This window comes from Pseudomonas sp. GM55, from assembly GCF_000282395.1.
Taxonomy (GTDB): Bacteria; Pseudomonadota; Gammaproteobacteria; order Pseudomonadales; family Pseudomonadaceae; genus Aquipseudomonas; species Aquipseudomonas fluorescens_CC.
In genome coordinates, this window is record NZ_AKJJ01000038.1 from 1 (window position 1) to 22,209 (window position 22,209).

Consider the following 22,209-nt stretch of genomic DNA (forward strand, 5'->3'; position numbering starts at 1 on the left):
AGATCAAAAGCCAAAGCAAAAGCGAGGCGGCCTGACAGCCGACCTGACCACAACTGAACGCCGTTCCCCTGTAGGAGCGAGCTTGCTGGCGAAGGCGGCGTTGAGTTTTGAGCTGATCTTGAGGGCGCCTTCGCTGGCAAGCCAGCTCCTACACAGGATCGCGGCGTTAGTTATTGGATCGTGGCCATGAAAAAGCCCCCCATCGGTCACCCGATGGGGGGCTTTTGTGCGTCTGGCGTCAGGTCAAACCTTGACGATCCAGCCTGCTGGCGCTTCGATGTCGCCGGTTTGCACGCCGGTCAGCTCTTTGTAGAGCTTCTGGGTGATCGGGCCGACTTCGGTTTCGCTGTGGAACACATGCAGGTGATCGTTGTAGCTGATGCCACCGATCGGCGTGATCACTGCGGCGGTACCGCAAGCACCGGCTTCCTTGAAGTCCGCCAGCTTGTCGATGAACACGTCGCCTTCGATCACTTCCAGGCCCAGACGGGTCTTGGCCAGTTCGATCAGCGACAGGCGGGTGATGCCTGGCAGCACCGACGGCGAGTTCGGGGTCACGAACTTGTTGTCGTGGGTGATCCCGAAGAAGTTGGCCGAGCCGACTTCCTCGATCTTCTTGTGAGTCAGCGGGTCCAGGTAGATGGCGTCGGCAAAGTGCGCCTTCTTCGCCTGGGAGCCCGGCATCAGGCTGGCGGCGTAGTTGCCACCGACCTTGGCGGCACCGGTGCCTTGTGGCGCGGCGCGGTCGTAGCTGGAGATCAGGAAGTTGTGCGGGGTCAGGCCGCCCTTGAAGTAGGCGCCGACCGGGATCGCAAACACCGAGAAGATAAACTCCGGCGCGGTACGCACGCCGATGTTGTCACCCACGCCGATCACGAACGGACGCAGGTACAGCGCGCCGCCGGTGCCGTACGGCGGGATGAAACGCTCGTTGGCGCGAACCACTTCCTTGCACGCTTCGATGAACTGCTCGGTGGACACGTGCGGCATCAGCAGGCGGGTACAGCTGCGCTGCATGCGCGCGGCGTTCTGGTCCGGGCGGAACAGGTTGATCGAGCCGTCCTTGCAACGATAGGCCTTCAGGCCTTCGAAGCACTGCTGGCCATAGTGAAGGGCAGTGGAGCCTTCGCTGATGTGCAGCACGTTGTCTTCGGTCAGGGTGCCTTTGTCCCATTCGCCATTGCGAAAGTACGACAGATAGCGTTTGTCGGTCTTGATGTAGTCAAAACCCAGCTTGTCCCAGTTGATGCTTTCGTTACCCATGACACCCTCTATCACTTAACAACCGCCGAAACGGTTCAAGGCTTCTGACGTTTTTCCGGATGGGCACAACAATACTTCATTCCGGGCCCATTTCGCAGCCCGTATTGCATTCCTTGCAGAAGCTGGCTTGCCAGCGATCAATGCGATGCGGTGTGTCAGACAGACCGCCTTCGCCGGCAAGCCGGCTCCTACAGTTTTAGCGTGCGTTGTGATTTCAAAGGTGCAAGGCGTGGCCAAGGGCCCGCAACGCCGCTTCCTGCACCGCCTCACCCAGCGTCGGATGCGCATGGATGGTGCCGCCGATGTCTTCCAGCCGCGCGCCCATCTCCAGGCTTTGCGCAAACGCCGTGGACAACTCCGAGACGCCAACGCCCACCGCTTGCCAGCCGACAATCAGATGATTGTCGCGACGGGCGACCACGCGCACGAAGCCGCTTTTCGACTCCAGCGTCATGGCCCGGCCATTGGCGGCAAACGGAAAGTTCGACACGATGCAGTCCAGGCCCGCGGCCTTGGCGTCGTCCGGGGTCTTGCCGACCACCACCAGTTCCGGGTCGGTGAAGCACACGGCGGCGATGGCGGTCGGGTTGAACTCGCGGGATTTACCGCTGATCAGTTCGGCGACCATCTCGCCCTGGGCCATGGCCCGGTGCGCAAGCATCGGTTCGCCGCTCAGGTCGCCGATGGCATAGACGTTGCGCATGCTGGTCTGGCAGCGGTTGTCGATCTTGATCGACGAACCGTTCATGTCCAGGTTCAGCGCTTCGAGGTTCCAGCCCTGGGTGTTCGGCTTGCGACCGACGGCCACCAGCACCTGGTCGGTTTCCAGGTTCAGGGTTTCGCCGTTCGGGTCGAGCACTTGCAATGTATTTGCTTGAGAATCAAAGCCTTGCACGCTGTGTTTCAAGTAAAGCTTCACGCCGAGTTTTTTCAGTTCGTCGTGCACGGGCTGGGTCAGCTCGGCGTCGTAGGCCGGCAGGATGCGTTCCTGGGCTTCCACCACGCTGACGTCGGCGCCGAGCTTGCGATAGGCAATGCCCAGTTCAAGACCGATGTAACCGCCGCCGACCACAATCAAGCGCTTGGGCACGGAGGTCGGCGCCAGGGCTTCGGTGGACGAGATGATCGGCCCGCCAATCGGCAGCATCGGCAGGTTGACGCTCTGGGAGCCAGTGGCCAGCACCAGGTGTTCGCACTGGATACGCGTGTCGCCGACTTCCACGGTTTTGCCGTCGATGACCTTGGCCCAGCCTTGAATGACCTGGACCTTGTTCTTTTTCAGCAGCGCCGCGACGCCGGTGGTCAGGCGATCGACGATGCCGTCCTTCCATTCCACGCTCTTGCCGATGTCCAGGGTCGGCGCCGAGACGCTGATGCCCAGGGCCGAATGCTGGTTGTGGTGGCGGGTCTGGTGGAACTGCTCGGCGACGTGAATCAGTGCCTTGGACGGAATGCAGCCGATGTTCAGGCAGGTGCCGCCCAGGGATTGGCCTTCCACCAGAATGGTCGGGATACCCAGTTGGCCGGCACGGATCGCCGTCACATAGCCGCCGGGGCCGCCACCGATGATCAGCAGTGTGGTGTGCAAAGTCTGCATGAATTACTCCACAAACAAGGTAGCGGGTTGTTCGAGCAAGCCACGGATGGCCTGGATGAATAGCGCCGCGTCCATGCCGTCGACCACCCGGTGATCGAAGGAGCTGGAGAGGTTCATCATCTTGCGGATCACGATCTGGCCTTTGATTACCATTGGTCGTTCGACGATCTTGTTGACGCCGACAATCGCCACTTCCGGCAGGTTCAGCACCGGCGTGCTGACGATGCCGCCCAAGGCGCCGAGGCTGGTCAGGGTAATGGTCGAACCGGACAACTCGTCGCGGCTGGCCTTGCCGTTGCGTGCTGCGGTGGCCAGGCGGGCGATTTCCGCCGCGCTGTCCCACAGGCTGCGGGCTTCGGCGTGACGCACCACCGGCACCATCAGGCCGACGTCGCTCTGGGTCGCGACGCCGACGTGTACGGCGCCAAGGCGGGTGATGACCTGGGCTTCGTCGTCGTAGCGAGCGTTCATTTGCGGGAAGTCGCGCAGGGCGACGACCATGGCGCGGACCAGGAATGGCAGCAAGGTCAGTTTGCCGCGAGTCGCGCCATGTTTTTCGTTGAGGTGCGCGCGCAACTCTTCCACGGCGGTGACGTCGATTTCTTCGACGTAGCTGAAGTGGGCAGCGCGCTGGGTGGCGTCCTGCATGCGCTGGGCGATCTTGCGGCGCATGCCGATCACCGGGATCTGCTGTTCATCGGTGCGCTGGGCATAAGCGGCGGAGGCGGGTGCCGAAGCGTTCGACTGACCTTGGGCCAGATAGGCTTCGAGGTCGTCGTGCAGAATCCGACCGGCGGGGCCGCTGCCACGTACCAGGCGCAACTGGATGCCGAGATCCAGCGCATGCTTGCGCACGGCCGGCGAGGCCAGCGGACGTTCATCGGCTTCGCGAGCCACCATCGGGCCCTGGCATATGGCAGCTTTCGGCGCTGCGGCAGCGACCGGTTTGCTTTCCATCACGGCGTCGACTTTCGGTGCTGCGACCGGTGCTTCTTTCACAGGGGCCGGTTGCGCCGACTCCTTAACGTTGCCTGCGCCTTCGACTTCAATGCTGATCAGCACGCTGCCAACCGCCATGACTTCGCCCGGCTGGCCACCGAGGGCGATCACCTTGCCATGCACCGGCGACGGAATATCCACCATCGCTTTATCCGTCATGACATCGGCCAGCACCTGATCTTCGACGACCATGTCGCCAACCTTGACGTGCCACACCGACAATTCAACTTCTGCAATGCCTTCACCAATGTCCGGCATTTTAATAACGTGCGTGCCCATTCAGACCTCCATGACCCGTTTCAACGCCGCGCCCACACGGGACGGCCCTGGGAAATACGCCCACTCTTGCGCGTGCGGGTAGGGAGTGTCCCAACCGGTGACGCGTTCGATCGGCGCTTCCAGGTAGTGGAAGCAGTGCTCTTGCACCAGCGCTGTCAGCTCGGCGCCGAAGCCGCAAGTACGGGTGGCTTCGTGAACGATCACGCAACGTCCGGTTTTCTTCACCGACTTGGTGATGGTTTCCAGGTCCAGCGGCCACAGGCTGCGCAGGTCGATGACTTCGGCATCCACGCCGCTTTCTTCAGCGGCCACTTGCGACACATAGACGGTGGTGCCGTAGGTCAGAACGGTGACGTCCTTGCCCGGACGGGCGATGGCGGCAACGTCCAGCGGTACGGTGTAGTAGCCGTCCGGAACCTGTGCGGCGGGGTGTTTCGACCACGGGGTTACCGGGCGCTCGTGGTGGCCGTCGAAAGGACCGTTGTACAGGCGTTTCGGCTCGAGGAAGATCACCGGGTCATCGTTTTCGATGGAGGCGATCAGCAGGCCCTTGGCGTCGTAGGGGTTGGACGGCATGACGGTGCGCAGGCCGCACACCTGGGTGAAGAGTGCCTCGATGCTCTGGCTGTGGGTCTGGCCGCCGTAGATGCCGCCGCCGCAGGGCATGCGCAGGGTCATCGGCGCGGTGAACTCGCCGGCGGAGCGATAACGCAGGCGCGCGGCTTCGGAAATGATCTGGTCGTAGGCCGGGTAGACGTAGTCGGCGAACTGGATCTCCACCACCGGGCGCAGACCGTAGGCGCCCATGCCCACGGCAGTGCCGACGATACCGCTTTCAGAGATCGGCGCGTCGAACACCCGCGAGGTGCCGTACTTGGCCTGCAGGCCTTCGGTGCAGCGGAACACGCCACCGAAGTAACCCACGTCCTGGCCGAAGACCACGACGTTGTCGTCCCGTTCAAGCATCACATCCATGGCCGAGCGCAGGGCCTGGATCATGGTCATGGTGGTCGTGGTCATGGCGGTTTCCAGCTCGATTTGGTTGTTGTGATCGTTCATGTCAGATCCCCAACTCTTGACGCTGGCGCTTCAAGTGCTCCGGCATCTCTTTGTAAACGTCTTCGAACATGGTCGCGGCGCTCGGAATCTGGCCGCCGGCGAGGGTGCCGTACTGTTCGGCTTCTTTTTGCGCAGCGATCACTTCGGCTTCCAGTTCGGCGCTGACCGCGGCGTGTTCCTCTTCGGACCACTGGCCGATCTTGATCAGGTGCTGCTTGAGGCGCGCAATCGGATCACCCAGCGGGAAGTGGCTCCAGTCATCGGCGGGGCGGTATTTGGAAGGATCATCAGACGTCGAATGCGGGCCGGCGCGGTAGGTGACCCATTCGATCATGGTCGGGCCGAGACCGCGGCGCGCACGTTCGGCGGCCCAGGCAGAGGCGGCGTAGACCGCGACGAAGTCGTTGCCATCGACCCGCAGGGAGGCAATGCCGCAACCGACGCCACGCCCGGCGAAGGTGGTGGCTTCACCACCGGCAATCGCCTGGAACGTGGAAATCGCCCACTGGTTGTTGACCACGTTGAGGATCACCGGCGCGCGGTACACGTGGGCGAATGTCAGGGCAGTGTGGAAGTCCGATTCGGCGGTGGCGCCGTCGCCGATCCACGCCGAGGCGATTTTGGTGTCGCCCTTGATCGCCGAGGCCATGCCCCAGCCCACGCCCTGAATGAACTGGGTGGCGAGGTTGCCGGAAATGGTGAAGAAGCCGGCGTCCTTGACCGAGTACATGATCGGCAATTGCCGGCCCTTGAGCGGATCGCGCTCGTTGGACAGCAACTGGCAGATCAGGCCGACCAGCGGTACGTCGCGGGCCATCAGGATGCTTTGTTGGCGGTAGGTCGGGAAGCACATGTCGTCGATGTTCAAGGCCAGGGCCTGAGCGCTGCCGATGGCTTCTTCGCCAAGGCTCTGCATGTAGAACGACATTTTTTTCTGACGCTGGGCGACCACCATGCGGTTGTCGTAGATCCGCGTCTTGAGCATGGCGCGCATGCCCTTGCGCAGGATTTCCACCGGTACGTTTTCAGCCCAGGGGCCGTGGGCGTTGCCCTGGTCGTCGAGCACGCGGATCAGGCCTCGGGCCAGGTCAGCCGTGTCAGCCGGTTCAACGTCGATTTGGGGTTTGCGCACCGTACCGGCATCGGTCAGGTGCAGGTAGGAGAAGTCGGTTTTGCACCCTGGGCGGCCCGAGGGTTCGGGGACGTGCAGGCGCAGCGGTTCATACGCTTGGGTCATGGCTTCTACGCTCGATCTTGTGAATTTCTTGTAGTGAGCTGACAGATTTCATTCGGTAAATGAAATCTTGTCCTACAACAATCATAGGCCCGCCCAAGAAGAATATTTCTCTCTGTTTCGTTGCGTTAAAGACCATTTGCAGATAAAAAAACTGCATAAACATAAAAAGCAGGTGGTTTTGTCTCATGCGCAAACTGGACCGTACCGATATCGGCATTCTCAACAGCCTTCAGGAGAATGCACGCATCACCAACGCCGACCTCGCGCGCTCGGTGAATCTTTCCCCGACGCCCTGTTTCAACCGGGTCAAGGCCATGGAAGAACTGGGGGTGATTCGCGAGCAAGTGACGCTGCTGGATGCCGACCTGCTGGGGCTGCATGTGAACGTGTTCATTCACGTCAGCCTGGAGAAGCAGGTGGAGGAGGCGTTGCAGCATTTCGAGGAAGCGATTTCCGACCGCCCCGAGGTGATGGAGTGCTACTTGATGGCCGGCGACCCGGACTACCTGATCCGGGTACTGGTGCCGACCATTCAGTCGCTGGAGCGCTTCATGATGGACTTTCTGACCAAGGTGCCGGGGGTGGCGAACATCCGTTCGAGCTTTGCGCTCAAGCAGGTGCGCTACAAGACGGCGTTGCCATTGCCGGCAAACGGATTGATCCTCGGCAATTAGACACAAGCATCTTTATCGCCTGATACGCCGCCTTCGCTGGCAAGCCAGCTCCTACAGTGCGCAAACCTTGTGTAGGAGCTGGCTTGCCAGCGAAAGGCCGCAGGCCGCTTTCAGCATTTCAAGTTTGTGTGTTCAGAATTTGTTCAGAGGTATCTTCAGGTAAGTCACGCCATTGCCCTCGGCCGGTGGCAAATTCCCCGCCCGCACGTTCACCTGAATCGCCGGCAGCAACAGTGTCGGCATGCCCAGCCCTGCATCACGCCGTGTACGCATTTCCACGAATGCGGCTTCATCGATCCCGTCATGCACATGAATGTTGTTTTTGCGCTGCTCGCCCACAGTCGTCATGCATTGGGGGGAGCGGCCTACGGGCGGGTAGTCGTGGCAGACGAACAGCCGCACGCTGGCGGGGAAGGCCAGCAGTTTGTGGATCGAGGCGAACATCTGGTTGGCATTGCCGCCCGGGAAATCACAGCGGGCGGTGCCGACGTCCGGCATGAACATCGTGTCGCCCACCAGAATCACATCGCTGTCGATCAGGTAAGCCATGTCCGCCGGGGTATGGCCGGGCACGTGCAGGGCGGTCGCCTTGAGATTGCCGATCATGAACGATTCGTCGGGGGCGAACAGGTGATCGAACTGGGAGCCGTCGACGCGAAAGGAGGGCTCCAGATTGAACAGCGCCTTGAACACGTCCTGGACCTTGCTGATCGACTCGCCAATGGCGATCTTGCCGCCCAGTTCCCGCCGCAGATAAGGCGCGGCGGACAGGTGATCGGCATGGGCGTGGGTTTCCAGCAGCCATTGCACCTGCAGCTTGTGGGCACGGACGAAGGCGATGATTTTGTCAGCCTGGGTCGTCGCGGTGCGCCCGGCGGCACCGTCGTAATCGAGCACGGGGTCGACAATCGCACACTGCCCGCCATCGGCCTCGTAAACCACATAACTGTAGGTCGAGGAGGCGGGGTCGAGGAAAGCTTCAATCAGCGCGGGCATGGACACGGACCTGTGCAGGGGTAGAAAAACCAGTCATGGGTTGCAACACTTTACATAAAAACATAATGTTCGCAGCTTAAGTGACGTTGAAGGCATCCTGCAAATGCAATCCAGTCTGACCGAATGTGAAGTCGCTCAATTGCGCGCCTCTGCCTCCAAGGCGTGTGCGCTGCTCAAGGCCCTGGCCAATGAGGATCGCCTGTTGATCCTGTGCCAGCTGACCCAGGGCGAACGCAACGTTGGCGAGCTGGAGAAAATGACCGGCGTGCGCCAACCGACCCTGTCCCAGCAATTGGGGATCCTGCGCGATGAAGGACTGGTCGCGACCCGTCGTGAAGGCAAGTACATTTTTTACGGTCTCGCCAGTCACGAAGTGATCCAGGTGATGAAAACCCTCTCCGGGCTTTATTGCGGCGCGGTGCTTAAAAGCTGGGTTCAACCCTGATCTTGTTCAACACCCCGAACCTGTGGGAGCGGGCTTGCCCGCGATGGGGCCGGCACATCCGACATCAATGGCGACTGACCTGACGTCATCGCGGCGGTGCGGCGATCCGACAAGCCCGCTCCCACAGGGTTTGTGGTTTGATTCGTAACAATCCTTGCGTGCAGCAAAAGGAACAAACAATGAACGATCAACACTGGGGCCCATCCATCAGTGCAGATATCGTGGTCATCGGCGGCGGCACGGCGGGCATCGGCCTTGTCGCCAGCCTGCTCAAGCGTAGCCCGCATCTGAACGTCACCGTGATCGAACCCGACTCCCGGCACTTCTATCAACCGGCCTGGACGCTGGTCGGCGGTGGTGCCTACAACGTGGCAAGCACCGTGCGGCCGACTGCGTCGGTGATGCCGCGCGGGGCCAATTGGGTGCAGGCTGCCGTGACCGGCATCGATCCTGACAAGCGCCAACTCACCCTCAGTGACGCGCGCACGGTCAGCTATCACAACCTGGTCGTCTGCCCCGGCCTGCGCCTGGCCTGGGAAAAAATCGAAGGTTTGAAGGAAACCCTTGGTCAGCATGGCGTGACCTCGAATTACAGCTTTCAGCACACGACCTACACCTGGGATCAGGTGCAGAAATTGCGCGGCGGCAAGGTGTTGTTCACCCAGCCGGCCATGCCGATCAAATGTGCGGGAGCGCCACAAAAGGCGCTGTACCTGTCCTGCGATCACTGGAACAGGACCGGTGTGCTGAACAACATTGACGTCGAATTCAATCTTGCTGGCGCGGCGCTGTTTGGTGTGGCGACGTTTGTCCCGCCGCTGATGAAGTACATCGAGAAATACAAGGCCCGGTTGGCGTTCAACTCGAATCTGGTCAAGGTCGACGGCCCGGCGAAAACCGCGTGGTTCGATGTCAGGGATGCCAATGGCAATGTCACCCGTCAGGCAAAAACCTTTGACCTGCTGCATGTCGTACCGCCCCAGGTCTCCCCGGATTTCATCGCCCATAGCCCGCTGGCCGACAGCGCTGGCTGGTGCGAGGTCGATCCGCACAGCCTGCAGCATCCACGTTATCCCGACGTCTTCGCGCTGGGTGATATCTGCGGCACCACGAATGCAAAAACCGCTGCAGCAGTGCGCAAGCAGATCGTGGTGGTGGCCGAAAACCTGTTGGCCTTGCGCAAGCAACAAGCGCTGCCGCTGAAGTACGACGGCTATGGCTCCTGTCCGCTGACGGTGGAGAAGGGCAAGGTGATCCTTGCCGAGTTCGGTTACGCGGGCAAGTTGCTGCCGACCTTTCCCCTTGACCCGACGATACCGCGCCGCTCGGCGTGGTGGCTGAAGGCGACGCTGCTACCGTGGTTCTACTGGAACGGTATGCTCAAGGGCCGCGAGTGGCTGACGCGTGTGTCCAGGGTCGACTGAGAACTCCCTATGTTGCTGGCAAGTCTGTTTGGCGTAGTGATGGGGTTGGTGCTCGGCTTGACGGGCGCTGGCGGCGGTATCCTTGCGGTGCCGGCCTTGGTGTTGGGGCTGGGCTGGAGCATGACCCAGGCCGCTCCGGTGGCGTTGTTCGCGGTGGGCAGTGCGGCGGCGGTCGGCGCCATCGATGGGTTGCGCCACGGCCTGGTGCGTTATCGTGCGGCGTTGTTGATCGCGGCCCTGGGCGCGGTGTTTTCGCCGATGGGCATCTACTTCGCCCATCAGTTGCCGGAAAAAATCCTGATGATCCTGTTCAGCCTGTTGATGGTCATGGTGGCCTGGCGGATGTTGCGCCGTGAACGCAAGGATGACGGCCCGAGCGATCATGGGCACGCCAACTGGGGGCAGAAGAACTGCATGCTCGATCAACAGACCGGGCGCTTTTCCTGGACCGCCAAATGCACCGCGACCCTCGCCGCACTCGGTGCGGTGACGGGGGTGGTGTCGGGATTGCTGGGCGTCGGCGGCGGCTTTCTGATCGTCCCTGCGTTCAAGCAACTGACCGATGTGCAAATGCGCGGGATAGTCGCCACCTCGCTGATGGTGATCAGCCTGATTTCCGCCATCGGGGTGATTGGCGCGTTCCATGCCGGTGTGCGCATTGACGGCGTCGGTGCCACCTTCATCGGCGCCAGCATCGCCGGCATGATCGTTGGCCGCAAGCTGTGCGCCCGGGTTCCGGCGCGGGGGTTGCAGGTCGGGTTCGCCAGCATCTGCGTGGTGGTCGCCGTTTACATGCTGTTCAAAGCCAACGCCTGACCGGTACCGGTTCCTGCGGATGCCAGTCGGGTCCGCGGGCCTACACCCTAAGTGGCGAGCCTCGCCGACCAGCGGTCGTACGTCATAGTGGTCACGCACCGCCGTCCAGTCCAAAGCATCTGAAAACCACCCCCAAGGCAGCGTATGGCGCCGCCGGTCAGGTTTCGATAATCGCCTCCGACACTCAGTCCCCCGTTTCGGAGCGCGCCATGCACAACAATAAGAACTTCACGCATCGTTTTCTGCCAGCCTTCATCGCCTGCCTGTCCGCCCTTGGCCTGAGCCCGGTGGCCAAGGCGGAAATCATGCTGTACGACAAGGACCAGACCACGTTCTCCACCGACGGCTACATCAACGCCTTTTACGTGAACAGCGATGTCGACCGCGCCGGCGATCAGTTCGACCGTCGGCAGTCACGGGTGAAGATGGGCTTTTTGCCCAACTACCTGGGGTTCAACATGGGCAAGCAGGTAGACGATCTCAAGCTCGGTGCCCGCGCCTCGTTCTGGGTCACCATCAACGACAGTCAAACCAACGGCACCGACACGGCCATCGATGTGCGGCAGTTCTACGGCACCGTAGCCAACCCGGAATGGGGCGAGGTGCTGATCGGCAAAGACTTCGGGCTGTTCGCCCGTTCCAACATCCTGCTCGACGAAATGCTCGCCGGTTACGGTCAGGTCAGCGATACGCTGGGGCTGGTGGATGGCGGCGGCGTGTCGTTCGGCAACATAGGCACCGGTTACCCGTATCCGTTCCCGACCTCGCAGATCACCTATCGCACCCCGGTGATGGACGGTCTGCGTGTGGCGGTAGGCATCATGGACCCGGTAGACACCAACGACAGCAGCCCGACGGGCAAGGCCTATCAGGAAAACCCGCGTACCGAGAGCGAAATCACCTATCAATTCGACCTGGCCGGGGCAAAGATCTACAGCTGGGTCAACGGCAGCTACCAGACCTCGGACAACACTGACTCCACAGTCGAGACCGTCACCTCCAAGGGTGTCGGTTATGGTGTGCAGGCGAAGATGGGCGGTTTGTCCCTCACCGGGTCGGGTTTCCAGGCCAAGGGCATCAACCCTTTTTTCACCAATAATGCCGGCGAGCCGACCCTGCGCAACGTCGACAGCGACGGCTACCTGTTGCAGGGCTCTTATAAACTGGGCAAGAACCGCCTGGCCTTGTCTTACGGCAAGACCAATGACGATGGCAACGGCGTGGTCGGCAGCGGCGCGGACTATGAGACCCGCGGCATCGCGTTGTTCCATGACGTGAACGACAACCTCAAGCTGGTGGCCGAGTACAACCAGTTCGAAATCAACGGCCACGACACCAGCGACCAGAACGAAGACACCGACACCTTTGCAGTGGGTGCGGTGCTGACCTGGTAACCCCGGGAGGTGACCCTGGCCGTGCGCATCGCGGCGAGGGTCGCCGCCCGTCTCATCCCATCGAAGCGGCTACCCGCTACCCAAGTAGCATTCGTCGTACCTCGCAGACTTCGTACACTCGTACCTCATACACACGCACCTGCGGGAGGTAAGGATGCAGCAGAGCGAAGGCGTCGTCAGTGCAATGTCCCAGGCCACCGATGCCCGGCAGGTCGCGCAGGAACTGGCAGGACAGTTGTTGCATCCGCACCTGGGGTTCGTGCTGTTCTTCTGTTCCGCCGAGTACGACTTGCAGGCACTGGGCCAGGCCTTGCAGCAAAGCTTCGGCGGCATTCGCCTGGTGGGCTGCACCAGCGCCGGGGAAATCACTCCGCTGGGCTACGGGCGCAATTGCGTGACGGCGGTGGGCTTCGATCATCGGCACTTTTCCATCGCGATCGAGCTGATCGACGAGATGGAGCACTTCAGCCTGATCGACGCCCAGCAAATGGTCGAGCGCCTGGTCAGTGGCTGCCGCAGCAACACCCTGGCCCCGATCAAGGGCAACAGCTTTGCCCTGACCCTGCTCGATGGCCTGTCCAGCCGCGAAGAAATGGTCCTGGCGGCCTTGAGCGCGGCATTGGGTGACATTCCGCATTTCGGCGGCTCGGCCGGCGACGATAACTACCTGACCCATACCCATGTGTACTTCGATGGCGAGTTTCACAGCGGCGCGGCCGTGGTGGTGCTGGTCAATACCTGGCTGGATTTCGAAGTGTTCACTACCCACCACGTGTTGCCCCGTGCCGAGAAACTGGTGGTCACCGGGGCCGACAGCACCTTGCGCCGGGTCTTCGAACTCAATGCCGAGCCGGCCGCCGAGGAATACGCCCGGCACATCGGCGTGCCGGTGGCGCAGCTCGATCACCGGGTCTTCGCCGCGCACCCGTTGGCGGTGCGAATCAACCAGCAGTACTACGTGCGGGCCATCCAGCAGGTGCATCCGGACCTGAGCTTGAGTTTCTACTGCGCCGTGGAAAACGGCATCGTCCTCACCGCGATGACCCCGGGCCCGATGCTGCCGAATCTGCAGAGCCTGTTCGAAGGGTTGCAGGAGCGCCTGGGTGATTTGCTGCTGACCATCGGGTGCGACTGTTTCCTGCGGCGTCTGGAACTTGAAGACGACGGCAGCCTTGATCGGATCGGCACGTTTTTGCGTGAGCAACGGGTGATGGGTTTCAACACCTATGGAGAACAGTTCAATGGCATGCACATCAACCAGACCTTCACCGGCGTTGCCATTGCCCGTGGCCGTGCCCCAGGACCTCGCTGAGCTGCAGGCCGAAGTGGCCAGGCTGCTCCTGGAAAACCATAAACTGCAGCGCATCAACGGCGCGCTGATCGAACGGGTCGAGTCCGGGGTGACCCGCGGCAACGATCCGTACGCCGCATTCCAGCATTCGGTGGTGCTTGCCGAGCAAGTGCGCGAACGCACCGATGCCCTGAACCAGGCCATGGCGGAACTCAAGGCCGGTAATCATTTGCTCAGCGAAGCCCGCCTGCGCGCGGAAACGGCGCATCAACACCTGATCGATGCCATCGAAAGCATTTCCGACGCCTTCGTCCTGTTCGACGCCGAGCAGCGCATCGTGCTGTTCAACAGTCGCTTCAAGGCGTTCTGGAGCAACAGCCGGATGCGCATCAACGCCGGCATGCGCTTGGCCGAGGTCAAGCGGCTGATGATGAACAACGGCCTGTTCACCGAAGAACCACGCGGGCATGCCGACGAAAACCTGCTTTACCGCCTGCAGGACGGGCGCTGGCTGCAAGTCAGCGAGCGGCCGACCCAGGAGGGTGGGCGGGTGATTCTGTTCACCGACATTACCGACGTCAAACTCAGCGAAACCGTGCGCCGGGAGCAGGCGGTGGCGCAGAAGTCGCATCTGTTGCAACGGGCGGTCGACAACCTGTCCCAAGGGGTGGCAATGGTCAACGCCGAGGGCATTCTGGAACTGTGGAACCGGCGTTTCCTGGAGTTGAGCGGTCTGGCGCCGGTGGCGGCCCATCGCCCGTTTGCCGAAGTGATCGCCGACAGCGAGCTGAACCTGCTGACCCCGGCCAGTCGCGATGGCAACGGCCGACCGGTAAAGGAATGCGAGCAGCGCCTGTACGATGGCCGGGTTCTGGAAATTCGCACCCATCCGCTGCCCACCGGCGGTTTCGTCAACACCTTCACCGACATTACCGAACGCTACCAGCACGCCGAGGCGCTGAGCGAAAGCGAACACTGGATTCGCCTGATCACCGATCACGTGCCGGCATTGATTGCCTACCTCAATGCCGATCTGGTCTACGAGTTCACCAACAAGGTCTACGAAGAGTGGTACTGCTGGCCCCGAGGCGTGATGCTCGGCCAGAGTCTGCGCGAAGTGCACAGCGAACAGCATTACCAGCGGCTGGAGCCCTACGTGGCCAGGGCGCTGGCGGGGGAGAGCGTGACCTTCGAGTTCGCCGAAACCAACGTCAACGCCCAGGAGCGCTACATGCTGCGCTCCTATGTGCCCAACCGTCTGGCCAGTGGCGAGGTGGTGGGGATTTTCGTGCTGATCCGCGACATCACCGAACGCCGCCGCACCGCCGAGGCGCTGCATCAGGCCTATCAGAACCTTGAGCTGCGGGTGCGCGAGCGCACGGCGGAATTGACCACCCTCAACGATCAGTTGCTGCGTGAGATCGATGAACGTCGCCGGGTCGAGTCACGCTTGCGTGAGGCCAAGCAGGAAGCTGAGCAGGCCAACCTGTCGAAAACCAAGTTCCTCGCGGCCGTCAGCCACGACCTGCTGCAACCGTTGAATGCCGCGCGACTGTTTACCAGTGCCTTGCTGGAACGGCGCGAGCCGATGTCCAGCGAGATACTGGTGCGCAACGTGAGCAATTCCCTGGAAGACGTGGAAAACCTGCTGGGCACCCTGGTGGATATTTCCAAGCTCGATGCAGGGGTGATCAAGGCCGACATCGCACCGTTCGCCCTCAGCGAACTGCTGGACAACCTGGCCGCCGAATACACCCAGGTGGCGCGCAGTGAAGGCCTGCAACTGCACTTCATCAGTAGTTCGGCGCTGGTGCGCAGCGACATCCAGTTGCTGGCGCGCATACTGCGCAACCTGCTGAGCAATGCGATTCGCTATACCTGCAGTGGTCGCGTGGTGCTGGGTTGCAGACGGCATCACCAGTGCCTGACGATCGAAGTCTGGGACAGCGGCATGGGCATTGCCGAGCATCGCCTGGAGGAGATTTTCCAGGAGTTCAAGCGCGGTGATGTGCAACGACCCGACCAGGATCGCGGCCTGGGCCTGGGCCTGGCGATTGTCGAGAAAATTGCCGGTATCCTCGGGCATCGCATCCATGTGCGCTCGTGGCCGGGCCGGGGCTCGATGTTCTCGGTCGAAGTGCCGTTGAGCGCCACCGCGCCGAAACCGCCGCCGACATTGCCGATGAGCGAGCCGATGCTTGAACGCCTGCGTGGTGCACGGATCTGGGTGCTGGACAACGATGCGACCATCTGTGCCGGCATGCGCACCTTGCTGGAGGGATGGGGGTGTCGGGTGGTGACGGCGCTGTCGGAGGAGGACCTGGCGCGGCAAGTGGACAACTACCACGCCGAGGCCGACTTGCTGATCGCCGATTACCACCTGGACAACGACCGCAACGGAGTCGACGCCGTCGCCCGGATCAATGCCCGGCGCGCGTCACCGGTCCCGGCGATGATGATCACGGCCAACTACAGCAATGAACTCAAGCAGCAGATCCGCGAACTGGGCCACACCCTGATGCACAAGCCGGTGCGGCCGATGAAGCTGAAGACGGCGATGAGTCATTTGCTCGGCAGGCCTTGAGCGTTGAGGTACTTTTGAGGGCCCCTTCGCTGGCAAGCCAGCTCCTACAGAATCATCGCAATCCTGTAGGAGCTGGCTTGCCAGCGAAAGGGGCGACTCGGTCTCCCGGGTAAAACCTCAACGCCGCAGATAAGACCCGAAATCAATATCCCCGGCACTCAGGATCGCCTGTACCCGGTTGTGCACGTTGAGCTTGCGCAGGATCGCCGAGACGTGGGCCTTGACCGTGGTTTCGGCGATTTCCAGGGTGTAGGCGATCTGCTTGTTCGACTCGCCCTTGGTCATGCGCTCCAGTACCTGCAGTTGCTTGCGGGTCAGGGCCTGGAGCAGTTCGGGCGGGAAGCTCGGGGTGTCGTTCATCCGCCGCTGGGTGCTGCTTTTGGCGGTGCGGATGATGTCCGGGGGCAGGTAGACATTGCCATTGAGAATTTGCTGGATGGCATCGGTCATCTGTGCCCGTGGTGAAGACTTGGTGATAAAACCCACGGCACCATAGGTGATGGCTTGCAGCACGATCTGTTTGTCCTGCTCGGCGGAGACAATCACCACCGGAATGGTCGGCGCTTCGTTACGCAGGTTGATCAGTCCATTGAGCCCGTGCATGCCGGGCATGTTCAGGTCGAGCAGGATCAGGTCGAGGTCATCGTGTTCCTGGGTCAGCGCCAGGGCGCTGTCCAGGTCAGCGGTTTCCATCACTTCGCTGCCGGCAAAACCGTCGCTGATGACGTTGTGAATGGCTTCGCGAAACAGCGGGTGATCGTCGGCAATCAGAATTTTGTACATGGCCTTTCACCTCATTATTTTGATTATGGTGTGGCAACTACACGCACGCGTAAAGCTCAGGGAAAGGGTTCGGGGCTGGCTGGCGAAACCGGCAGGTTGGCCGCTTGCCAGGCGTCGAGGCCATCGCGATACCAATACAGGGTCTTATAGCCCATGGTGGCTGCGCGTTTGACCGCGTTCCAGCTCAACCAGCAGTCGGAGCGGCAATAGAAGACCAGCGGTTGCGTCGGGTCGCCGCCCGTCAGTGACTTCAGGTTGCGGGAAAAGTAATCCTGCCAGGCGGGCGTCAGGTCGCCGTCACCGGTATTGGCCAGCCAGTGGCTGCCGGGCAGGTTTTCATGGGGCTGGTCTTCGATGAATTGCCCTTGCAGCCACTGACGGCGGTAGACGTCGATCAGCACCGGGCGCGGGTTTTGGCTGAGCAGCGTTTGCAGGGCGCGGGTGTCGACGATGGTTGCACCTTGCAACTGCTCGGGCGTCGGGCTGCGGTACAGGCCAATGCGATAGCCGTCGGCAGAGAACAGCGCGGTATCGGCCTGCGCAGTACTCAGCAACAGGCTCAGCGACAGGGCGGCGAGAGCAGGGCGCAACAGGCGACGTCGGGCACGCGGCATGGGTTCGGTCCTTATGGTTATGGACCTATTACATGCCAGTCGGGGGACGTTGGGAATGCGACGATAGACAGGGAAACCAGTACTAAAGTAGTAATTTCCCTGTGATTGTGAAGAACCCCTGTAGGAGCCGGCTTGCCGGCGAAGGCTTTTGCATCAGCCGCCATCGAGGCTGAATGGAAGGGCCTCTTCGCCGGCAAGCCGGCTCCTACAGGGGGCGCGTTGTCAGTTGGATTTGCGCAAGGCCGCATGCTGTGGGTTGAAGGTCAGCACGGCGAACAACGCAAACAGCAGCGTCAGCCCCACGCACACCGCCAGCGCCAGCGGATTGAAGCGTTCATACAGGGCGAAGCGCACCAGCTCCACGGCGTGGGTGAACGGATTCACCGCGCACAACCAATAGAGCCACTCGCTGGCCTCGCGCATCTTCCACAGCGGATACAGCGCCGATGACAGGAAAAACAGCGGGAAGATCACGAAATTCATCACCCCGGCAAAATTCTCCAGCTGGCGGATCGCGTTCGACAGCAACAGGCCCAGTGCGCTGAGCATCAACGCCACCAGCAGCAGGGCCGGCAACGCCAGCAACAGACCCAAGGCGGGTGGCCGCACGCCGTAAATCCAGGCAATCGCCAGAAACGCATACACCTGCAACAGCGAAATCAGTGAGGTGGCCAGCAGCTTGCTGCACAGCACGAAGGTGCGCGGCAGGGGGCTGGTCAGCAGCACGCGCATGCTGCCCATCTCGCGGTCGTAGACCATCGACAGTGAACCCTGCATGCCGTTGAACAGCAGGATCATGCAGGCCAGCCCGGGAATGATGTAGACCTCATAGGGAATGTAGGTGTCGTAGGGCTCGATGATGGCGATCCCGAGCGCTGCGCGAAAACCGGCCGCGAATACCAGCAGCCACAGCAGTGGCCGCACCAGGGCGCTGAGAAACCGCGTGCGTTGCAGCACAAAGCGCAGCCATTCGCGTAGCACGATGCCGCTGAAGCATTGCCAGTAAGCTGTCATTGCATGGCTCCTGTGGTCGTCAGGCGGGTGAATGCCGAGCCGAGGTCACCGCCGTGTTCCAGGCTCAGGACAGCCGCCTGTCCGCTGGCCACCAGCCGGCCTTGATGGAGGATCAGCAAGTCGTCACTGGGCTGCACTTCGTCGAGCAGGTGAGTGGTCCAGAGCACGCTGATGCGCTCCTCGCGACACAGGCTGCGCAGGTGCTGATTGAGCGCCAGGCGACTCGCCGGGTCGAGGCCGACACTGGCTTCATCGAGCAGCAGCAGGCGCGGCTCATGCAGCAGGGCGCGGGCAATTTCTACCCGCCGACGATGGCCGCCGTTGAGTTCACGCACCCGCTCGCGGCGGCGCTCGGTCAGGGCCTGGCGGGCCAGTTCGGCGTCGACCCGAAGACCGCTCTGACGCCGAGACAGACCATGCAATGCCGCGTGATAACGCAGGTTCTGCTCGACGCTGAGGTCCAGGTCCAGCGTGCTTTGCTGGAACACCACGCCCAATTGCCGGAGTGCCGGGCGTGCCGCGCTGCGCAATGAACAGCCCCCGACGCGGATCTCGCCTTGCTGCAGATCATAGAGCCGGGTCAGCAGGGCAATCAGGGTCGACTTGCCCGCGCCGTTGGGGCCCAGCAGCGCGGCGAAACGCCCGGGTTGCAGGCTGAAACTCACCTTGCGCAGGGCCTCTCGGGAGCCGTAGGCGAAACTCAGGTCACTGACTTCAAGGGCGTTCATGGCGTCACCACCACGCCCCAGGGATAGCGCCCGACCTTCACCGACTTGCTGACCTTGAGGTTGTCGACATCGATCACTGAGACATCGCCGCTGACGCCGTTGGTGGCCAGCAATTGCTTCTGATCCGGGGTGAACGCCATCTGCCAGACCCGTCGACCCACCAGCAGGTAATCGACAATCTCGTAGGTTCTGGCGTCGACCACCGCGACGTGATTGGCCGGGCCAAGGGCGACGAAAGCGTATTTTCCATCGGCGCTGAGCTTGATGCCCACCGGTTGCACCTTGTCCGGGTGCACACCCTTGATCTGGAAGTTCAGGGTCTTGAGCACGGTGCGGCTGGCCACATCGAGAATGGTCACGGTGCCGCCGATTTCCGCCGAGGCCCAGAGCTTCGCGCCATCCGGGGAGAACTCGACGAAGCGCGGTCGCTGATCCACCAGGGTGCTGTCGGCCAGGGTCTGGGTGCTGGTGTCGATCCAGTGCAGCATGTTGGTGGTTTCGCTGGTATTGACCGCCCACTTGCCGTCAGGGCTGACCGCCATGCCTTCGGGTTCGACGCCGACGTTGATCTGGCCGAGGACCTTGGAGGTCTCGGTGTCGATCACCGTGACCAGTGCATCGTCTTCGTTGGAGACATACAACCAGCGATTGTTCGGGTGCAGGGCGAATTGTTCAGGGTCTTTGCCCGAGGGCAATTCCTTGATGATCTTGCGCGTGGCCACGTCCATCACCTGGACCCGGTCCGAGTCACTGGCGCAGATGTACAACAGCTTGTGGTCATGGGACAACAGCAGGCCGCGGGGGCGCTGGCCGACGGGCAGGGTGTCGGTGACTTGCAGGGTCTGCATGTCGATCAGGCTCAGGCTGTTGTCCTTTTCGTTGGAGACCCAGGCCGTGCTGGCGACGGCGTGGCCAGCGGCAAGCAGCAGGATGCATGAAAGCAGGGTGCGGCGCATGGCAGTGTCCTTGTTGTAGTTGTTGTGTTCAGGGAAAGCGGCAGCTGACCTCGGATTTGTCGTAACCCAGGCTGTCCATCTCGTTGAACGGGTGCAGAAAGCCGTCCTGGGGTGACGTGCTGACCAGCGCCCGGGGCTGGACGATGGGAATCGGCTGGCGCAACTGGCCGTTCCACGGCCGATAGCTGAGCTTGCGGCCCTTGAACCCGTCGAGCGGCAACTGGTCGCTGATTTCAAGCGTACGGATCGCCATCGGCTCGGCCTGGCGCAGTTTGCTCACGGCACTGGCGATACTGCGCACGGCCATCCATGCCGCAAAATCGCGGTCGTTCATCCAGCGTCCGGCCAGGGCTTCGAAGCGTTTTTGCAGCTGCGCGGCGCCGTAGGTCTCCACGGTCTTGTGCCAGCCCACCGGGGTCAGGCCCTGGGTGCCGGCGACCGGGCGCGGGTACCAGGTCTGGTAGGGCACGTATTCACCGAAGTCGCCGCGTTCATCGGCCACCAGTACCACGTCGTACTCGGCGGTCTGGGTGAACAGCGGCATATCCGCCTGGGCAGTGCGCCGCTGGTCGTTATCAAAGCTCCAGGGTTTTTCCGCCACCAGTTGCAGGCCGAAGCGCCTGGCGGCGCGGCGCAGGGCGGCGGCATAGGCTTGATCGTCCGCCGTCGGGCCGACTATCAGCAGCGCCCGCTGCCATTTGCGCAGCACCAGAAACTGTACCAGTGCGTCGGCGAGCATCGCCCGGCTCGGCAAGGTGTGCAGCACGTTCGGCAGGCAATCGGTGGTACGCAGGTTGTCGTCCGGGCTGCCGGCGTTGAGCAGCAGGCTGTCGGGCAGTGCGGCACTGAGCTGGCGCAGGCTGCCTGCAGGTGCGTTCACCACAAACAGGCGCAGGCCTTGCTCATGCTGCACCTTTGCCGCTTCGAGCAAGGCTTCGGGGCTGTCGACGCTGGCGCTGACCAGGCTGTAGCCATGATTGAGAAAACGCCCGGTGCTGTTGCTGTCGGTGATCGCCAGTTCGGCACCGCGCAGGCCGGCATCGGTGGGTTCGGGAATGACGTTCGACAGCAGCGGGCCAGGGTCGGGGCGATAGCCCAGGTAGCCGATGCGCACTTGCAAGGGTGCATCCGCGGCCTGGCTGTGGGTGGCCAGGCCGGCGGCGCAGGCAATCGCCAGCAGATAGATCAGGGCGTAAGGGGCAAGCTGGCGCATAAGGCTCTCCATGACCGGTAGCGCCAGCATAGGAAGCCTGGGGTGCAGTGGAAATATGCAGAAAGTACCGAAGGGCCAGTACCAAGGTAGTAGCCCGTCACATACGGCGCGGTTCTAGCATGGGTAACCACGGCCATTGATCTGGAGGGGATTGACCATGCGTATCGTCAAGGCACTGCTCCTGCCGTTTCTGCTGATCCTGACCCTGATCGGCGTCGACCGGCTCCACGGCCCGCGCCCGGAGTCCACCGATCGCCTTACGACCAAGGGAGTAGGTGGCGACCACCAAAGCAGCATGGGGCCTGTGCGCAGGGCTTTCTAAGATGACCGCCATAGCCTCTGACAAGAGGTTTTGCGTGCAATCCTGAGGGCAGAACAATGACAACAAAACGCAACGCCTTGCTCGTGACCGGGCTGCTGGCCGGTCTTATCAGCGCAGGCTCCGTGTGGGCCCACGGCAACGTGGTACCCCAGGCCGTGGAAACCAAGGGACTGACGCCAGTCAAGGACGCCGGTGTGCAACTCGATGCCGATGGCTGGGCTGCGGTAAACCCTTATCGCACCGCCCCGGAGCATGACAAGGCCGTGGAAATCGGCGCCTCGGCCTATACCCAGAACTGCGCGGCCTGTCATGGTCTGGAAGCCAAGTCCGGCGGTATCGCCCCCGACTTGCGCATGCTCGATGTCGGTGAGTCGGGCGATGAATGGTTCGCCGAACGGGTACGCCACGGCGCGGTGCGCGACGGTCGGGTGTACATGCCGAAGATGGCCGACTACCTGAGCCAGGAGGCTCTGTGGGCGGTGCGCACTTATCTGGACACTGTGCACGTCGAGGAGTGACCC

General features: G+C 62.0%; 22 protein-coding genes. 10 read left to right on the forward strand and 12 right to left on the reverse strand.

What is annotated here, in order from left to right:
• On the forward strand, window positions 1–190 hold a 190-nt coding region (locus tag PMI31_RS31275; protein ID WP_043302284.1), incomplete at its 5' end, for a hypothetical protein.
• Window positions 191–243: 53 nt separating this feature from the next.
• On the opposite strand, the gene PMI31_RS08345 is transcribed toward PMI31_RS31275, so the two are convergent.
• The 5 genes from PMI31_RS08345 to PMI31_RS08365 all read right to left on the reverse strand — a co-directional run bounded on the left by PMI31_RS08345 (window position 244) and on the right by PMI31_RS08365 (window position 6,434).
• Entirely contained in the window at window positions 244–1,263 is a 1,020-nt protein-coding gene (locus PMI31_RS08345) for a branched-chain amino acid aminotransferase (RefSeq protein WP_008017451.1), read from the reverse strand.
• 214 nt (window positions 1,264–1,477) lie between these two features.
• On the reverse strand, window positions 1,478–2,860 hold the full coding sequence (gene lpdA, locus PMI31_RS08350) for a dihydrolipoyl dehydrogenase (protein WP_008017453.1): 1,383 nt from the start codon (window positions 2,858–2,860) through the stop codon (window positions 1,478–1,480).
• 3 nt (window positions 2,861–2,863) lie between these two features.
• Entirely contained in the window at window positions 2,864–4,138 is a 1,275-nt protein-coding gene (locus PMI31_RS08355; RefSeq protein WP_008017454.1) for a dihydrolipoamide acetyltransferase family protein, read from the reverse strand.
• Entirely contained in the window at window positions 4,139–5,197 is a 1,059-nt protein-coding gene (locus tag PMI31_RS08360; protein WP_008017455.1) for an alpha-ketoacid dehydrogenase subunit beta, read from the reverse strand. It abuts the gene before it with no gap.
• A 1-nt stretch (window position 5,198) separates the two neighbouring features.
• Entirely contained in the window at window positions 5,199–6,434 is a 1,236-nt protein-coding gene (locus PMI31_RS08365) for a 3-methyl-2-oxobutanoate dehydrogenase (2-methylpropanoyl-transferring) subunit alpha (RefSeq protein WP_008017456.1), read from the reverse strand.
• A 185-nt stretch (window positions 6,435–6,619) separates the two neighbouring features.
• On the opposite strand from PMI31_RS08365, the gene bkdR reads away from it, so the two are divergent.
• Window positions 6,620–7,108, forward strand: a complete 489-nt coding sequence (gene bkdR, locus PMI31_RS08375; protein ID WP_008017457.1) for a Bkd operon transcriptional regulator BkdR — start codon at window positions 6,620–6,622, stop codon at window positions 7,106–7,108.
• Between the two features lie 132 nt (window positions 7,109–7,240).
• On the opposite strand, the gene PMI31_RS08380 is transcribed toward bkdR, so the two are convergent.
• Window positions 7,241–8,104, reverse strand: a complete 864-nt coding sequence (locus tag PMI31_RS08380) for an MBL fold metallo-hydrolase (protein ID WP_008017458.1) — start codon at window positions 8,102–8,104, stop codon at window positions 7,241–7,243.
• Window positions 8,105–8,207: 103 nt separating this feature from the next.
• Between PMI31_RS08380 and PMI31_RS08385 the strand changes: the two genes are divergently transcribed.
• The 6 genes from PMI31_RS08385 (at window position 8,208) to nahK (ending at window position 16,058) form a co-directional block, all read left to right on the forward strand.
• Complete coding sequence (locus PMI31_RS08385; RefSeq protein ID WP_007976596.1) at window positions 8,208–8,549, forward strand: ArsR/SmtB family transcription factor; 342 nt, start codon at window positions 8,208–8,210, stop codon at window positions 8,547–8,549.
• A gap of 179 nt (window positions 8,550–8,728) precedes the next feature.
• Window positions 8,729–9,973 (forward strand): NAD(P)/FAD-dependent oxidoreductase, encoded by a 1,245-nt coding sequence (locus PMI31_RS08390; RefSeq protein WP_008017459.1) that lies wholly within the window; start codon window positions 8,729–8,731, stop codon window positions 9,971–9,973.
• A 9-nt stretch (window positions 9,974–9,982) separates the two neighbouring features.
• Window positions 9,983–10,789, forward strand: coding sequence for a sulfite exporter TauE/SafE family protein (locus PMI31_RS08395; RefSeq protein ID WP_008017461.1), 807 nt, complete (start codon window positions 9,983–9,985; stop codon window positions 10,787–10,789).
• Window positions 10,790–10,998: 209 nt separating this feature from the next.
• On the forward strand, window positions 10,999–12,183 hold the full coding sequence (locus PMI31_RS08400) for a porin (protein WP_008017462.1): 1,185 nt from the start codon (window positions 10,999–11,001) through the stop codon (window positions 12,181–12,183).
• A 154-nt stretch (window positions 12,184–12,337) separates the two neighbouring features.
• Window positions 12,338–13,495, forward strand: coding sequence for a nitric oxide-sensing protein NosP (gene nosP / locus PMI31_RS08405; RefSeq protein ID WP_008017463.1), 1,158 nt, complete (start codon window positions 12,338–12,340; stop codon window positions 13,493–13,495).
• A complete protein-coding gene (nahK, locus tag PMI31_RS08410; RefSeq protein ID WP_081500297.1) occupies window positions 13,425–16,058 on the forward strand; it encodes a hybrid sensor histidine kinase/response regulator NahK/ErcS' in 2,634 nt (877 codons plus the stop codon). The genes nosP and nahK overlap by 71 nt, the downstream gene beginning before the upstream one ends.
• Before the next feature lie 117 nt (window positions 16,059–16,175).
• Here the strand turns inward: nahK and PMI31_RS08415 are convergent, their stop codons facing one another.
• From PMI31_RS08415 to PMI31_RS08440, 6 genes are all read right to left on the reverse strand, one after another.
• A complete protein-coding gene (locus PMI31_RS08415) occupies window positions 16,176–16,841 on the reverse strand; it encodes a response regulator transcription factor (protein ID WP_008017467.1) in 666 nt (221 codons plus the stop codon).
• Between the two features lie 56 nt (window positions 16,842–16,897).
• Complete coding sequence (locus tag PMI31_RS08420; protein ID WP_008017468.1) at window positions 16,898–17,455, reverse strand: PQQ-dependent catabolism-associated CXXCW motif protein; 558 nt, start codon at window positions 17,453–17,455, stop codon at window positions 16,898–16,900.
• A gap of 222 nt (window positions 17,456–17,677) precedes the next feature.
• Window positions 17,678–18,469 carry an ABC transporter permease gene (locus PMI31_RS08425; RefSeq protein ID WP_008017469.1) on the reverse strand — a complete coding sequence of 264 codons (792 nt, stop codon included), beginning with the start codon at window positions 18,467–18,469 and terminating at the stop codon, window positions 17,678–17,680.
• On the reverse strand, window positions 18,466–19,197 hold the full coding sequence (locus PMI31_RS08430) for an ABC transporter ATP-binding protein (protein WP_008017470.1): 732 nt from the start codon (window positions 19,195–19,197) through the stop codon (window positions 18,466–18,468). Before PMI31_RS08430 ends, PMI31_RS08425 begins: the two co-directional genes overlap by 4 nt.
• Complete coding sequence (locus tag PMI31_RS08435; RefSeq protein ID WP_008017471.1) at window positions 19,194–20,153, reverse strand: YVTN family beta-propeller repeat protein; 960 nt, start codon at window positions 20,151–20,153, stop codon at window positions 19,194–19,196. Before PMI31_RS08435 ends, PMI31_RS08430 begins: the two co-directional genes overlap by 4 nt.
• A gap of 28 nt (window positions 20,154–20,181) precedes the next feature.
• Window positions 20,182–21,366 (reverse strand): ABC transporter substrate-binding protein, encoded by a 1,185-nt coding sequence (locus PMI31_RS08440; protein ID WP_043302289.1) that lies wholly within the window; start codon window positions 21,364–21,366, stop codon window positions 20,182–20,184.
• Window positions 21,367–21,523: 157 nt separating this feature from the next.
• Between PMI31_RS08440 and PMI31_RS31055 the strand changes: the two genes are divergently transcribed.
• Together PMI31_RS31055 and pedF are read left to right on the forward strand one after the other, a co-directional pair.
• Complete coding sequence (locus PMI31_RS31055; protein WP_008017473.1) at window positions 21,524–21,688, forward strand: hypothetical protein; 165 nt, start codon at window positions 21,524–21,526, stop codon at window positions 21,686–21,688.
• A 56-nt stretch (window positions 21,689–21,744) separates the two neighbouring features.
• A complete protein-coding gene (gene pedF, locus PMI31_RS08445; protein ID WP_008017475.1) occupies window positions 21,745–22,206 on the forward strand; it encodes a cytochrome c-550 PedF in 462 nt (153 codons plus the stop codon).
• Window positions 22,207–22,209: the final 3 nt, after the last annotated feature.